Annotated in this window: 15 protein-coding genes, 1 tRNA gene and 1 pseudogene; 11 read left to right on the top strand and 6 right to left on the bottom strand. The window is 41.0% G+C overall.

The window, feature by feature from the left end; translation table 11 throughout:
* The 8 genes and pseudogenes from JMY02_RS06180 to JMY02_RS13640 all read left to right on the top strand — a co-directional run.
* Positions 1–483 (top strand): PIN domain-containing protein, encoded by a 483-nt coding sequence (locus JMY02_RS06180; RefSeq protein WP_201596323.1) that lies wholly within the window; start codon positions 1–3, stop codon positions 481–483.
* 180 nt (positions 484–663) lie between these two features.
* Entirely contained in the window at positions 664–858 is a 195-nt protein-coding gene (locus tag JMY02_RS06175; RefSeq protein ID WP_201596321.1) for a hypothetical protein, read from the top strand.
* Positions 858–1955, top strand: a complete 1098-nt coding sequence (locus JMY02_RS06170) for a PDDEXK-like family protein (RefSeq protein ID WP_201596318.1) — start codon at positions 858–860, stop codon at positions 1953–1955. The genes JMY02_RS06175 and JMY02_RS06170 overlap by 1 nt, the downstream gene beginning before the upstream one ends.
* A 50-nt stretch (positions 1956–2005) precedes the next feature.
* Positions 2006–2686 carry a hypothetical protein gene (locus tag JMY02_RS06165; RefSeq protein ID WP_201596316.1) on the top strand — a complete coding sequence of 227 codons (681 nt, stop codon included), beginning with the start codon at positions 2006–2008 and terminating at the stop codon, positions 2684–2686.
* A gap of 38 nt (positions 2687–2724) precedes the next feature.
* A complete protein-coding gene (locus tag JMY02_RS06160; RefSeq protein WP_201596314.1) occupies positions 2725–6060 on the top strand; it encodes a type I restriction endonuclease subunit R in 3336 nt (1111 codons plus the stop codon).
* 6 nt (positions 6061–6066) lie between these two features.
* A complete protein-coding gene (locus JMY02_RS06155; protein WP_201596312.1) occupies positions 6067–6876 on the top strand; it encodes a M48 family metallopeptidase in 810 nt (269 codons plus the stop codon).
* 181 nt (positions 6877–7057) lie between these two features.
* Complete coding sequence (locus tag JMY02_RS06150) at positions 7058–7204, top strand: hypothetical protein (RefSeq protein ID WP_201596310.1); 147 nt, start codon at positions 7058–7060, stop codon at positions 7202–7204.
* A gap of 108 nt (positions 7205–7312) precedes the next feature.
* Positions 7313–7703: pseudogene (locus tag JMY02_RS13640) on the top strand (IS3-like element ISPar1 family transposase); the annotation flags it as partial.
* A gap of 150 nt (positions 7704–7853) precedes the next feature.
* Here the strand turns inward: JMY02_RS13640 and JMY02_RS13705 are convergent.
* The 3 genes from JMY02_RS13705 to JMY02_RS06130 all read right to left on the bottom strand — a co-directional run bounded on the left by JMY02_RS13705 (position 7854) and on the right by JMY02_RS06130 (position 10294).
* Complete coding sequence (locus JMY02_RS13705; RefSeq protein ID WP_201596308.1) at positions 7854–8693, bottom strand: NADAR family protein; 840 nt, start codon at positions 8691–8693, stop codon at positions 7854–7856.
* Complete coding sequence (locus JMY02_RS06135) at positions 8693–9853, bottom strand: RHS repeat-associated core domain-containing protein (RefSeq protein ID WP_201596306.1); 1161 nt, start codon at positions 9851–9853, stop codon at positions 8693–8695. Before JMY02_RS06135 ends, JMY02_RS13705 begins: the two co-directional genes overlap by 1 nt.
* 350 nt (positions 9854–10203) lie before the next feature.
* Positions 10204–10294 (bottom strand) — tRNA-Ser (locus tag JMY02_RS06130).
* Positions 10295–10470: 176 nt separating this feature from the next.
* Here JMY02_RS06130 and JMY02_RS06125 point away from each other — a divergent pair.
* The 3 genes from JMY02_RS06125 (at position 10471) to JMY02_RS06115 (ending at position 12322) form a co-directional block, all read left to right on the top strand.
* A complete protein-coding gene (locus tag JMY02_RS06125; RefSeq protein ID WP_227678431.1) occupies positions 10471–11316 on the top strand; it encodes a DNA/RNA non-specific endonuclease in 846 nt (281 codons plus the stop codon).
* Positions 11317–11389: 73 nt separating this feature from the next.
* A complete protein-coding gene (locus JMY02_RS06120; protein WP_201596304.1) occupies positions 11390–11677 on the top strand; it encodes a hypothetical protein in 288 nt (95 codons plus the stop codon).
* A 261-nt stretch (positions 11678–11938) separates the two neighbouring features.
* Positions 11939–12322, top strand: a complete 384-nt coding sequence (locus JMY02_RS06115; RefSeq protein WP_201596302.1) for a DUF2147 domain-containing protein — start codon at positions 11939–11941, stop codon at positions 12320–12322.
* Positions 12323–12571: 249 nt separating this feature from the next.
* Here JMY02_RS06115 and JMY02_RS06110 read toward each other — a convergent pair whose 3' ends face one another.
* The 3 genes from JMY02_RS06110 to JMY02_RS06100 all read right to left on the bottom strand — a co-directional run bounded on the left by JMY02_RS06110 (position 12572) and on the right by JMY02_RS06100 (position 15548).
* Positions 12572–13834 carry an ammonium transporter gene (locus JMY02_RS06110; RefSeq protein WP_201596300.1) on the bottom strand — a complete coding sequence of 421 codons (1263 nt, stop codon included), beginning with the start codon at positions 13832–13834 and terminating at the stop codon, positions 12572–12574.
* Positions 13835–13911: 77 nt separating this feature from the next.
* Entirely contained in the window at positions 13912–14250 is a 339-nt protein-coding gene (locus JMY02_RS06105; protein WP_010197981.1) for a P-II family nitrogen regulator, read from the bottom strand.
* A gap of 443 nt (positions 14251–14693) precedes the next feature.
* Entirely contained in the window at positions 14694–15548 is an 855-nt protein-coding gene (locus JMY02_RS06100; protein ID WP_201596298.1) for a universal stress protein, read from the bottom strand.
* Positions 15549–15607 lie beyond the last annotated feature (59 nt).

Genomic DNA, 15607 nt, shown 5'->3' with positions numbered 1-15607 from the left:
ATGTCTCACCATTATATTGATAAATCAAGACATGTACTGCTTGATGCCAATTTACTAACCATGTATTTAGTGGCTCAGCTTGGTGATGGGGAAGTAGAAAAGTTTAAACGCACACAGGAATATAAGACGGCCGATGCCAAAATATTAGATGAGACTTTGTTAGGTTTTAAATCTATTATCACTACGCCTCAAGTCTTGACAGAAACTGCGAATTTGCTCGATTGGTTCACAGGAAAAAAGCGGCAAATACTATTTGGTTATCTGAGTCAGTTTGTTATCACAGTCGATGAAAAATATTTAACTGCTAAGCAAATCATACTTAGCCCTGCCTTTATTAAGCTAGGATTATCGGATGCTGCGTTATTTGATATTTGCCATTTAGATAAATGCGTCTTATTAACCGCCGATTTGGATTTATATGGTTTTGCAGCAGGTCATGGCATAGAAGCTATTAACTTTACTCATTTGCGAAAATACTTATAAACAGCATTATTAAGATAAATTTAGGTGAACATAATGGTTGTCTAGCTTAGCGTTAGAGTTTTACAGAGTCTTAAAGCTAGGCTAAAACCTAACATACGTGCGTATTCATGACTTAACATCACCGCCACGCTACGCCTCTTGGGCTACGCGCAACTTTGGCGGTTTTTTGTTACCTTTTTTATGACGGTATCAGTTACAATTGATAAAACCAAACAAACGCTATGTCTAAAGTGGGCAGATATGACCAATCCCAGCAGCAGCTTCCAAGAAAAGTGTAGCTCAAAAATTTATGCCTTAATCCTACTTACCACGCCAGACTATCAGTTTATTAAGCAGCAATTGTTAACAGGCAAGAAAAGGATCAAGGTAGATTAATGGATATTATTCAGTTAAAGGGATTATTAGAACACATAAAGACCTTACCAATCTCAGAAACGCCTGAGACAACAATATTCAGTATTGGTAGCCGTGGTTACTACGAAAACCCAACCTCCGATGTGCTAGCTTTCTTTTGTGATAGTGAAGGTGACCATGGTTTAGGCTCTCTAATGATAGAGGCACTATTTGATGCGCTTTCTACAGCCAATCCTGATTGTACTATTTTGAATGTTGATGACTTCTCTGTTATCAATCCGCCTGAACGTGAGGCCATTACCAAAGGCAAAAAAAGAATCGACTTGCTGTTAGAGGGCAATGAGTGGGTCATGTTGATTGAGAATAAAATCTATCATCATCAAACCAACCCTTTTGATAGCTATATAAAGCACGTAGAGTCAAATAATTACTTCAAAAAAAAGCAGTCTTTTTATGTTGTGTTATCGCCAGATGGTCAATCACCTGATGATTGGCTTGGCTTAAGCTATCCAGTATTGATTAATGCTATTAAACAAAAATTGGCAGATACTTTTATTTCTCAACCATTAAACAAGTGGATGCTTTTATTACGTGAGTTTATACTACATTTAGAGGGCATTATGACTGGTTCTAATATAGAGGAAGATACGGCAAAATACGTTTTAGGAAACTTAAGTCAAATCAAAGATATTCAAGATTTAAAAATAGAGGTTGTTACTGCTTTTAAAGACGAACTCGTAGAGGAAGTACAAGCCGTTTTTCCAAAGGATAACATTGATACTAAAATACATCATTGGTATGGATTCCCTGTACTGCGTTTCACCTTAGAATCATGGAAAACCGAATCAGTTGTAGTAATGTTTCTAGATGGGCGCAAGGACAAAAAATATTGCGTTGATCTTTATGCTTATAATATTACTACACCAAAAGAACATGAAATTGCTGAAGCCTTTTTAAAACAAGATGATTGTACAAAAGATTGGCTTGAGAGTTCAGGCACAATAAAATGCTTTAGAACATCCTATGATTCCTTTGATAAAGATACTGCGCATAAATTATTAATAAAAAAACTCAAATTACTTGATGAGTTTGAGACTAAGGTTCGTTCTCAATGGTAGGTTTGTATTTATACCATTTGATTCAAGTTTAAACGTATGAAGGCTGAGCTATGAGTAAAATTATATCTGCACTTATTATGATGTTACCTATGACCGCCATGGCTGCCCCTGTAGCAGAAGGCACCTATGTTAGCGGTAGTAATAAGCGAGTACATCTCAGCAGTTTTGATTATGAAGGTTCAAAGCATTATGAGCTTTTCCTTGCCAACATGACTGGCGACTCTAGCTTTGTTACCGCTAGTAAAGCGAAGCCTATTCAAGACGATCAAAGCATTATTTTTACGGTGCCAGAGAGTGCTTACCTAGAGTATCAGCCCAACTTAGGTTGCCAAGTTGAGGTTAAATTTTCACCTAATGAAATTCAACTAAAAAGTTTGAATAACTGTACGTCTACTGAAAGGGCGTTTAATGGCTCTTACGTCTATTCTAAGCAGTCCAGCATTGTTCCTAAAAAGTACCAAGGCTCTTGGGGAGACTGCGATCTCCCTAAAGCAATTCGTGAGCCAGCATTTTTGAATGCAAATAGAGTATCTTCAAATGGTGTTCAGCGATTCAGAGTTATCAAAGTAGATCCTATCTCTTCAAATGAAGTGAACGTCATAGGCGCTTTTTATTATGAAGCAGATCCAGTCATACACAAGATAAATTATAAATATTTATCTGATAAGAGTGTGAGTATTAAAGCCGATTGGGATAACACTTCATTAAATTATAAAAAATGTCGTGACTAAATCCACGCTTAATAAGTGATAACGATAAGCATACTAATATGACCACACAAAGCATCAACTTCGCCGAAGAATTTAGCTCAAAGCTCCCCGCCTTAACCTTGCTCACCACGCTGGGCTATGAGTTTATTCCGCCAAGTCAATGCAATGCCATGCGCTCAAAAGCGGCTTTAAATAAAGCCACCAACCAAGTGGTGTTATTGCCTATCATGCGTGCGTTTTTAGCAAAGCAAACTTTTATGTTTGAAGGTAAGTCATATCATTTATCAGACAGCGCCATTGATAAAATCATGCATACGCTCACCCCAGCCATGAACTTAGGCTTGCAGGCTGCAAACGAGGCGCTATATAACGCCATGCTCTATGGCGTGACAGTGACTGAGTTTATCGACGGTAAAAAAACCGCGCAGACCATCGCTCTGATAGATTGGAATACTATCGACAATAATAGCTTTCACGTTACCGAAGAGCTGGTGGTACTCAATAGCGAGGGTACGAATAGTCGTAGACCTGATATTGTTTGCTTTGTGAATGGTCTACCGCTAGCAGTGATCGAAGCCAAACGTCCTGATTCGAGTAGAGAGTGGCAATCGACCAATGCCCAAGCGGTGTCCCAGCATATTCGCAATCAAAAGCCAAAAGAAATCCCGCATCTATTTGCCTATAGCCAGCTATTACTGGCGATCAATGGCAATGACGGTCTGTATGCCACTTGCGGTACGCCTGAGAAGTTTTGGGCAAAATGGGTCGAAGAAGAGATCCAAGAGCCTGAGTTTATCCGTCTAAAAAATCAAGCGCTCAGTCCTGAGCAGATTGAGAATTTGTTTGCTCATCGTCCTGCCGCGGTTACAAATGAATATAAATCACTGATTGCTGGCGGTGATCTAGTCGTTACCGATCAAGACCGCTTAATTATCAGTCTTTTGCAGCCAAAGCGTCTGCTTGGGATGACACGCCTGTTTACCTTGTTTGATAAAAAAGCTGGCAAAATTGTTGCTCGATATCAGCAAGTTTTTGGCATCAAAGCCTTGATTGATCGCATTAGTACCTTTGATGAAAAGGGCAGTCGTGAAGGTGGAGTGATCTGGCATACCACAGGCAGTGGTAAATCTTTTACCATGGTGTTTTTCTCCAAAGCACTTATTTGGTTAGAAGAGCTTGCGAAGTGCCGGGTCATTATCGTCACCGACCGTGTCGATCTTGAAACCCAGCTTAGTAAAACCTTTGCTTCTGGCGGTGTATTATCCGATCGCGACAAAACGGGTGCCATGGCAACCTCGGGTCGCCGTCTAGCCCAGCAGATCGGTCATGGTAATGAGCGGGTTATTTTCTCTATTATTAATAAGTTTGGCTCAGCAGTGAAGTATGATGAATGTTATAACGACAGCCCCAATATCATCGTCATGGTTGATGAAGGTCACCGTAGCCAAAACGGTGAGAACAACATTCGTATGGCGCAAGCCTTGCCAAACGCTGCCTTTATTGCCTTTACAGGTACGCCTTTGCTAAAGGATGACAAGACCGAAAACAAATTTGGTAGCATCATTCACTCCTACACCATGCAGCAAGCGGTCAAAGACAAAACGGTTACGCCACTCTTATATGAAGAGCGTATCCCTGAATTGAATACCAATGACCAAGCCATCGATAGCTGGTTTGACCGTATCACCCAAAAGCTTACCAATGATCAAAAAACGGATCTCAAACGTAAGTTCTCACAGAAAGGTCAAATCTATCAAGTTGAAGGTCGTATTGAGTTGATCGCTCATGACATCTCTGATCACTTCCAAAACTTTAAACAGCAACATCTAAAGGGTCAGTTGGCTTGTGACTCTAAAGCCTCAGCTATCCGCTATAAAATGGCATTGGACAAGATTGGCAAAGTGACCTCAGTGGTTGCCATGTCACCACCTGATACCCGTGAAGGGCATGATACCGTCGATGGCGAGTCAAAAGATATCGTCCAGAATTGGTGGCAAGCCAACGTTGCTAACGAGTACGGAGGTGATGAAAAAGCCTATACCAAGGCTATTATAGAAGCCTTTAGTCAGGACAATGTTAATGGTAACGCTCCTGACATTATGATCGTCGTCGATAAGCTACTAACGGGCTTTGATGAGCCAAAAAACACCGTGCTGTATATCGATAAGCCATTGAAGCAGCATAACTTGATTCAGGCGATTGCACGGGTGAACCGCTTGCATGAGAAAAAACGTTTTGGTTATCTGATTGATTATCGTGGCATCTTAAAAGAGTTGGATATCACCATTGAAAAGTACCAAGACTTGGCAGAACGTACGCAAGGTGGCTTTGATATTGAGGATCTCAAAGGTCTATATAACTCGATGGATACCGAGTACAAGCAGCTACCAAGACTACATAGCGAGCTGTGGGTGATATTCTCATCGGTGAAAAACAAGCAAGATGGACAAGCATTAAGACAAGTGCTTGCACCAAAAATGCAGGAAATCGATGGCAGAGTAGTCGATACCAAGCTCAAGGAACGTGATGACTTTTATGCGGCCTTGACCACATTTTCTAACGCCATGAAAATTGCCTTGCAGTCAGCGTCTTTCTTTGAAGATTCCTCGTTTGATAGCAAGCGTGATCGTTATAAACAAGATCTAAAAGCTTTCATGAATTTACGTAAGCAAGTACGCGCTGATGCTGACGAAACCATTGATTATGATGAGTATGAAGCAGATATTCGTAGCTTGCTTGATAAGCATATCGCAGGGCTTGAGGTTCGCGAAGCCAAAGGCGTTTACCTAGTAGACAACCTAGGAAAAAATGCTAAGCCTGAGGCGATGAGTGATGATGAAGCGCGCAATCAAACGGATAAAATTACTGGTCGTGTGACCAAGATGATTGAACAAGATCTTGCGGATGATCCTTATGCCCAAGAGTATTTTTCGAAATTACTTAAGCAAGCAATTGCTGATGCCAAAGCCATGTTTGATGCACCAGTGAAGCAGTACATGATGTTTGCTGACTTCGAGCAAGCCGTAAAAGACCGCGATGTCGCTGATGTACCAAATAGATTTATCGATGGTAGTGGCAAATTAAACAAACATGCTCAGGCGTATTTTGGTTTGTTTAAGCATTTGTTTGACGCTGATTTCTTAGTGGATAAAGAGTTAGATAATGATAAGCTCGTCGCTTACGCCTTTGAGATTAACAAGATTGTTAAGACAGCAGTGGCTGAGTATTCTATCAATCCAGCAGAAATTGAAAATGCCATTAGTGTCAAATTACTACCGATGTTATTTATGGATTTGGGTATCGATAAAGCGCAACAGCTCATTGAAGCAGTGCTAAAAATTACCCGTCTTGGGCTGTCAAGAGAGACAAGAAGCCCAAGAGCAGCAAGAGGGTAGTAGCAAATGACTGAGAATGGCGACTTTTATTATGGTGAAGATAAGATTCATTATGCAGTGGTGCATAAGGAAGCAGCAGACAAGTCTAAAAGCGATCCGATCATCAACAAAAAAAGAAAGCCTCGCAAAGTGGTGATTAAAGTACATCCGGATCAGCGTGTGGTTGCCACAGCGCCTATCGACGCTACGGATGAGATGATACATAACGCCATGATGAAGCGTGCTCGCTGGATATGGCAAAACCTACAGGACTTTGCTAAGCAAAAAGACCATGTATTACCCAAGCGTTATGTTAGCGGTGAAACCCAGTTTTATCTCGGTCGTCGTTATATGCTCAAGGTGATCATTAATTCTGAGACTGACGATACAATAAAACGCACTGTGAAGCTTAGCCGAGGCAAGCTGAATGTAGAATTGTCTCAAAGTGATTCTCAGCTAGGCTCCGAAGAACGAGCTGCCCTCGTCAAAAGCCTTATTGATAAATGGTATAAAGATAGAGCTGACTTAATCTCTAGAGAGAGGATTAAGTCTTTGATTTATAAGGCTTCATGGGTCGAGAATAGTCCTTCGTTTAAATTAATGGTAATGAAAAAGCAATGGGGGAGCTGCTCAACTAAAGGTAATTTAATACTTAATCCACATTTGGTAAAAGCCCCAAAGGAATGTATTGATTACGTGATACTGCATGAGCTGTGTCATATTGCCGAGCACAATCACAGTGAGCACTTTTGGCGCTTACTAACGCAAGTGATGCCGAACTGGAAAGAGGTAAAAGCGAGACTTGATGGGATGGCAGAGCTGTACTTGAATGAGTGAAATTCGAGACTAAATAAAAACTATGTCAAAATAATTCAAGACAATTTTTTGGGAAGGTGTCCAACTATATATAAACGAACGTCAAAAAAAGGTTTTGCGATAAACTATCAAAAATTTACTTGTAAGAATAACTTAATCATTTGATACTACCTCCTTACTTAATGGATATAAGGAAATTGTAATGAGTGGCCCATATGACGATGATGAAGAGTTAAGTGATGAAGAGCAACAGTTGAGAAACGACATTGCTCAAAAAAAGGCTGAGCAATCTATATTTGATGACCACGAAGATGATGATAGAGCTTTCGTTGACACAGAAAATAGTTAAATATTTATACCAAACCTCATACAAACTTAGTGAGGTTTTTTTATTCGAATCATTCTAACTATGTCTGAGCCGATGTTGCTGAAGGCAGGTAGCGATTATTAGAGCACCATCAATAAACGCATAAACACTGATTTAGTATGCCGTGCACTGAATATTCCCATTAAGAATAAAAAATCTAGCATAGACACAGATATAATCGTTCATTCTGACAGAGACAGTCAGTATTATAGCAATGGGTCTCATAAGACTATCAAGTAGCATAAGTTTAAAAGTTCGATATCAAGATGTGACAACTGCTTTGGTAACGCATCCATAGAGGGCTTCTGAAGTACGTTGAAGAGTGAGCTAATGTATATCATATCACCAAGACTATGAAACAAGATTTGAACTCATAAACGATATCACTAAATATATTGAGCGTGAGTATAGCCAGACTAGGACCCAAAAGGGTTTAGGCCCTAAAAAGCCAAAACAGATGTGGTTTGACTACTACCGTTAGGTTGCGTAGGAATCTCCCAAGTTAGTGTCTAGAGTAGTCTCAAACTTACGGTTCAATGCGTCGTAGTCATGCGTAGTGATATTGCCCATGGCATCTTTTTCAGTAACGACGTTACCAGCTGCATTATAGGTATTGAACTGGCTACTTCCATCAGGATAGTTCGTTTAGATCAGCTGTTCTTAATTTATCTCTTACTTGCTCTAGTATCTTACCTAATATGTTTTTCCCCCATCCATCAATTCCGCAACCCCAGTAATAGTCAGTTGGGGAGTTTTCTATAATGTTCCTATCCGCTGTGGATAGAAGTAAATCTTTTAATTCTTTGTGTGTAGTAAACTTTTGAAACACTGCCTCATACATCACATCATCCTTGATGTCATCCCAGTCCTCTCTTATTTTTCGCTTTTTGTTACGACCTAATAATGAAGCTATCTTCGGTGTGTCTGCCTCCATTATTTTCTCTTGATATTCCTTGTCAGCAAATTTTTGAGCTTGATAATAGTGCTCAATGGTTTTCCACCACAGGTTATCCATTAATATGCCGTGATTTGAGAAATTTGTAAATTCGCCATATGCTTCTCTAGGGTGATAAAATTTTATAGGATTTCGATAGTTTTGCTGGCCGAAAAAATTATTATCCTTATGTTGCTGTATGATCATATGCCTCCAACTTTCTAATGAAAGAATTGCTGTATTATCAAAAAATAACAATGGTTTTTCTTTATTTCTATTAATGTTTTGGATAAGTTCGTCATAGCCATATTGAGTTAGAGAAAATGGATACCATACTGCATTATTACCCATACCCTCATTTTGCTCACCAAGATTTGTATAATGATTGAGCAAATCTAGAGGAGGGAAATATCCAAAGTAAATATCATCTGCAAACGTCGAAAATTTAGTTATAAATTCATACACTGTTATATCTACCCAACGCTCTATAGGCATTCTCATATTTGTAACACTACAACGCATCAATAGGGTTGACATCAATAAGGCTCCATAAGATTAGGACCTATTGTAATCGCTTGAACGGGTACATGCATACCTAGTGCACTTGGGATATAGCATTCGTGCGGAGTGCTATAAACAGGAATACACGTTGTACCATCAAAAGCTAAGAACCAACTCACATCCCTTTTTTTATCTCCACCGTAAAATAAAGCTGATAAACTCTCTTGAGTATAAGTTTTATCCCAAGGTTGTATATCTGCCCCATAGAAACCAGACGGTTTTGGTACGCCATTACCTAGACGACCAGAGTACTTTGGAGTCGCCATTGTTCCTCCTCCGCTAGAAATACTTATAATCCTAAGCCTAGATGAGTAGTAAAACTTAATGGGTTTACCGTTAGAACGTCGCTTAATCCTCTCTTTTTGTATACCACGTTCAATGTTCAGTGCTTGTTGAGCAATCCCTGAAAGTAATATTCTAGCAATAGTACTATCACTATCAATTGCTGTGTGGGTAATAACTCCAGCAGTTAATAATCCAACACTTGCTTTCGCTAGAAAAGCTGTAGAACTCGGAATCGCAATAGAATTCAATGTAGACATTACTGAAAAGTTGGAGCCAAAACTGGCCAATCCAAAATGTCCACTTGGGTCAGTATAATAAGTTGGATTAGCATTCGCATACAAATACTTATTTAATGTGGTCGGATTACTAGCTTTACCCTGCCATGAGTCCATCTGCGTAAATCGTCCCACACCCTGATTATAGTATCTAGCACGCAAATAGTACTGATTCAACGATCGATCAAACTGCTCACCTGTGTACAGATAGATATTATCAGTATTGCCTGTTTTAGCAGTAATCTCACCATAAGCATCGTATTGATAGCTATCGGTGATTTGACCGACCTGATTGGTCAAGAACTTAGTTGAGCCCAAGCCATCGTAACCAAAGTAACTCGTCATCCCATTCACATTCTGACTGATTAAGTCGTCACCGTAGCTGTAGCTAGCCACGGGGGTGTTGTTTTGTTTCTCTAAAATGACTTGAGCATAGTCACGGTTTTTATCGGTGATATAGTCGACGGTTACGCCGTTTTTGGCTTTGCTGTTTCTGATACCGTCAATGTCATAACCAAAGTTGACATCATCAGTCTGGACTAACTCATTTCTGACGTTATAGCTGTAGCTGGTCATTTGCCCATTGACGTTTTGCGCTAGGGTGTTGCCTTGCTTGTCATAGGTATAGCTGGCGGTTCTTGCTCCTGTTTCTTGTGTCAGACGGTCATTGTTATCATAACGGTAGGTGGTGACTTGTCCCTCTTTGGTTTGTTGGTCTAAGTCATATAATTCTAGATAGAATGTTGGTCTAATTTAGGTGTATATGAATAATAGACCAACACAAGCCACGGTATAGGTGGGTTATGTTCTGATAGCTTGGGAAAACAACAGGCATAAAAAAAACGCTAGAAGCGTTATTTATAAAGGGCTTAAGGGGTTTTTGGGATAGGGTAGGACAAGATAGGAAAGCAGAGAATAACTAAGATTGGCGGTGAAGGAGGGATTCGAACCCTCGATACGCGATTAACGTATACACACTTTCCAGGCGTGCGGTTTCAGCCACTCACCCACTTCACCGTTTTTGAACGGCCTAGTATAGCCGATACCATTTAGAATGTCACGACTTGCACGCCATCTTTCTTTATTTGCAGACGCCTGCTAGGATAGCGTATAGGCAATAACAAGTATCGATGGTTGAAAGTTAAATGATAAGTTTCGGTAAGCTCAAATACGATTTAAAAAACAGCATAATAATGGCAGCGATGACCGCTGTTATCGGTCTGACATCAGCGCACGCGGATGACTTTACCCAGTGCAGCCAATCTTTTTACGGCGGTGTTTATCCTGAATTTATCAATACCAAGCTCAGCAATCAAACGCAAGCGCTGTGCATGGATGGCTTTGCCGTTATGTATTCGGGTGTGTCACGTACGCCACTTTGGTCGGCAGAGTATTTGAACCGTGATCGTCTACAACAAGCCAAGCAAATAGACCGCGAAGACAGCTTTCATGAAGAAAGCAGATTGCCACAATCGATGCGTGCCTCATTGTCCGATTATTCAGGTTCTGGCTATGACCGTGGGCATTTGGCGCCAAATGCGGATATGGCAACGCGTAGCCAACAGTATGATAGCTTTAGTTTGGCCAATATTGCCCCCCAGTCACCACGCAACAACCGTTATATCTGGCGCAATATCGAGTCTGCTACCCGCTATTTGACCCAGCAGTATGGTGAGGTTTATACGGTCACAGGTGTGGCATTTACCGATAAAAAAACCAAGCAATTGGCTGACCGCGTACTCGTTCCTAGTCATTTCTTTAAAGCAGTTTATATCCCAGCGATCAATCAAGCTGGGGTCTATTATGCACCAAATGATGAATCAGAACGCATAGAAGTCATCAGCATCGATGAATTGGCCACCGAGATTGGTGTTGATGTGCTACCTGTATTAGATGCCAAAACCAAAACACAGGCATTTGCACTGCCCTTAAAGGCAGGTGAGAGCTCGGATCTACCTGATGCCACAATAGAAGAGCCTGCTTGGATGTTATTTGTTTTTGCCATTTTTGAATGGTTATTGGCACAACTACGAGCATAAAGATTCATTGGGTGACTAAACGTGGACGCTATAAAACATCATGTAAAAGGCTGTTAATAAAAGGGATAACCAAATGATTGAACCATTTGCCAACAATCACCAAAGCATGCAAATAGGTGAGCTGGTCATTGAGAATCAAGAAGACAAAATTATCATATACGGTGATATGGAACTGACTTTAGACGCTTCTGGCTATCAGCAAGCCCATCAGTTGCACAAACTCACGACTGAAATTATGCAAGCCTTTCAAACTCGTGACTTTTCTCGTGATATTCCTCATAACCTTTATAGTAATAATGAGGTCAAGTCAAAAGAAAATGATGACCAATCGGGTAAAAATATCGACAATCCTTTCCTGTAACTCTTTGATATGGTTTTATTTTTATGGAAATAATAAAGTATAAAAAAATTACTAGGTAAAATCTAAAAATTGCTTATAATGAGGCAAGACATCGCTTATGTCGCGCAAGTCTTTGAAAAAAAGCTTATAAGCCATTGCGATAATGTGCTTCTAAACAGCATAAAATCGCAACGCTTGTAATAAAAGATTCTAGCAAAGGATAAGCATAGAACATCAGAAACATACTGTTTCGCATCATCATTATATGAAGGGAGTCAATTTATGAAATTATTCACAAAAACCACGTTAGCAGTTGCTGGTATCAGTTTGGCCAGTATGGCATTTGCTGCTGATCCGCTAGCCAATACTACTTGGCAGACGTTTGATGAAGGTCAGCCAAAAGGTACGGTAAAGATCACTGAATCAAATGGCGTATTAACCGGTACACTTATTGCTGCTAATACTGCTAAAGGCAAACAGCACGTTGGTACGACGGTCATCAAAGGTCTGAAATCTGATGGCGGTGGTAAATATAGTGGGGGTACGATTACTGACCCAGCAAAAGGCAAAGACTATCGTATGACCGCAACGCTAAGCGGTAACACGCTAAATATTAAAGGTTACATCGGTCCATTCTCACGTAGCCAGCAGTGGAAAAAGAAATAAATCCATCGCTTTTTTGAATATTAATTATAGTTCAAAAAAATCCCGCATTACCGAAAGGTTTTGCGGGATTTTTCTTAGATCAATTTTAACGATATTGAGCTTAGTATAAAAACGAGTCAGCGGAATTGGAATGAATTTTTTGTAGCATCGAGCTGCGCAGGCACAGTAAGCCAGAAAAATTTATACCAGTTCCGCGTTGAAATATAATGGTTCTGTTCTATTTGAAATTGACTATAAGGTTCGATGTATTTATCTACCGAACTCTGGATATGCTTCCATACCACATTCGGCAAGATCAGCCCCTTCATATTCATCTTCTTCAGATAGACGTAGGCCAATGACAGCTTTGATAATTGCCCAAACGATTAAGCTTGCCACGAATACCCAAACAAAAATAGTAGCAGCACCAGCAATCTGTCCTACAAACGATGCCGCTGGATTAGTAATCGGTACGATAAGTAGCCCGAACAGACCAACCACACCATGAACTGAAATCGCTCCGACTGGATCATCTATTTTTATTTTGTCTAATGCCAGAATAGAGAGCACAACGATAACACCAGCGACTAAACCAAAAAGCGTCGCTTGCAATGCAGAAGGCGTAGAGGGTTCTGCCGTGATGGCAACCAATCCTGCAAGTGCACCATTTAAGAGCATTGTTAAATCAGCTTTACCAAAAATCAGACGAGCCAACAATAACGCGCCAATGGCACCGCCTGCTGCTGCTGCATTGGTATTCAAAAACACCATAGCCACTGAGTTGGCGCTGGCAATGTCCCCAAGCTTGAGTACAGAACCACCATTAAAGCCAAACCAGCCCATCCACAATATGAGAGTACCGAGCGCTGCTAATGGTAAGTTTGCCCCTTGAATAGCGCGTATTTCACCTTTAGGGCCATACTTACCCTTACGTGCGCCTAATAGCAATACACCTGATAGAGCGGCTGCCGCCCCTGCCATATGGACAATACCAGAACCTGCAAAATCAGAAAATCCTAAATCGCCAAGATTAAATAAGCCAAAAACGTCTTTGCCGCCCCAAGTCCAGCTGCCTTCTAGTGGGTAAATCACCCCAGTCATGACCACAGCAAAGAGTAAAAACGACCAAAGCTTCATGCGCTCAGCCACAGCCCCAGATACGATAGACATACAGGTTGCGACAAATACGACTTGGAAGAAAAAATCAGATGCAGCAGAATAAACAGAATCACCGCCGAAGCCATTTTCAGCAGAAGCGGCTAACGCGTCCTCTACCAATGTCTCATTGCCTGCAATACCACTCAAAAATAAATCACCGCCATACATAATCGCATAACCGCATATCATGTACATGGTACAAGCAGTAGCAAAGAGCGCGATGTTTTTGGTTAAAATCTCAACCGTGTTTTTTGAACGAACCAGACCAGCTTCTAACATAGTGAAGCCCGCTGCCATCCACATGACTAGCGCCCCACATATCAAAAAGTAAAACGTATCAAGTGCGTACTGGAGCTCGAAGATTTGATTCTGCATATTAATTCCCCCTTGAATTGATGCAATACAGCTATCGGTAGATCTCTAATGTTGTGTCTATAGGTTGGCCTTGCGCTTTAGATAGCGTCTGGACCTGTCTCGCCTGTACGTATCCGAATGACTTGCTCAAGAGCCGTGACAAAGATTTTGCCATCACCAATTTTGCCAGTGCTCGCAATGCGAGTGATGGCTTCGATAGCAGGTTCGACCATCTCATCAATGACCGCCACTTCGACTTTTACTTTAGGTAAAAAATCCACTACGTATTCTGCGCCGCGATAGAGTTCTGTGTGGCCTTTTTGACGACCGAAACCTTTGACTTCAGTAACAGTGACACCTTTTACACCGATGTCAGAAAGTGCTTCACGTACATCATCAAGCTTAAACGGTTTTAAGATCGCAGTGATTAGCTTCATAAAAAATTCCTTATGTGTGTGATGCCGCAGGTTGATACAGGCATTGTGGTGCATCGTATCGCTGCCATGCTTACTATAAGTCATTCAAGAACTGTGCCAATTTACTCAAGGGGGTAGGTAAGATTGGATTTATTTGTTTAAAAATGACGATAATAATAGCCGCAATACTGTCTATGCTGTGACGATAAAAGTCGCCACCATAAGCATAGATAATGTGAATCAACCTTTGGCGTTAAACCAATGAAAACTTTATTATAACCAACTTTTTAGGTGCTTGGGGGCGCTATCCATGTATTTCATGTGATGATTTGCTAACCTAAGTAGACAGATTGGTATGACGAAAAGTATGAGAGAGATGCAGCGCAAAACAGTAGCAAGCGCCAAAGCCTGATATTGGCGTTGGCGTTCTGCGCTCGAATAGAGAGCGTAACGCTATAAGCCACTTAGGCTTTGGGAAAGAGGAGGTGCGGAGTTTTGGTACTGCCTAGGAGTTTTTTTGTGTCGCTACCTTTTAGCAGTTCGTGCAGACGCGATTGGCCAAAGGCACCTGTCATCAGCAGACCTATATTATTCTCATTTTGATAATAATTTAAGGCAGCTGTTACGTCACGGCAGTCTAGTAGGGCTTTTTTGGACTTGATACCCGCTTGCTTGAGCCGAGCATAAGCTTCGCGCAGGGCGTCGCAATTTTCAGAGTTGTCTTTACCCACCATGACAATATGAACGGTCAAAGCTCGAATGAGTGACGTTTTACACAGCCAGTTAAGCAGTTTATGGGACGTTGGACTGTTATCAAAGGCAAATAGCGCATTAGTAGGGGGCAAAAATGGTGCATGAGTCACCAAAATGGGGCAGTGGCTGACTCTAATAAGTTGACTCAAAGTGGATTTGCAAGTGACATGGTGACCGATGACGATCAATTGCGCTTTGTCATCGACGTAATCAATACTTTGATTGAGATTCTCATGACGATGCAAGGTATAGGTTTTAATTTTATGCTGCTGCTGCGTGCAATAGGTTGTGGCTTGATGTAGTAACAATTTGCCTTGGGATTTTAGTTGGCAATTATTTACATGCTCTTTGGTCGTAAACTGTTCGAGCAAGGTGTTTTCATCATTGATATTGAGGCAGCCAGAATAGTTTACAGCGGCTCTTTGCTGCAAGTTGGGTGCAGAGTGCAACAGACCCACCGGTGCTTGTAGACGAATCGAAGCCCACATGCTTGCCTCTAATACGGCTTGCACATGATCAGGGCAGTCTAAACAGGCAATCACACTATCTGGCTTTAAATTACTCATAAGATCATCACATCATTCCAATAATAAAAAGACAGCTACTTAGCTCAAAGACGAGGTGG

The organism is Psychrobacter vallis (assembly GCF_904846715.1).
Lineage (GTDB): Bacteria > Pseudomonadota > Gammaproteobacteria > Pseudomonadales > Moraxellaceae > Psychrobacter > Psychrobacter vallis.
The sequence above is the reverse complement of the archived record's forward strand: the minus strand, read 5'-3'. Positions and strand labels throughout refer to the sequence as shown.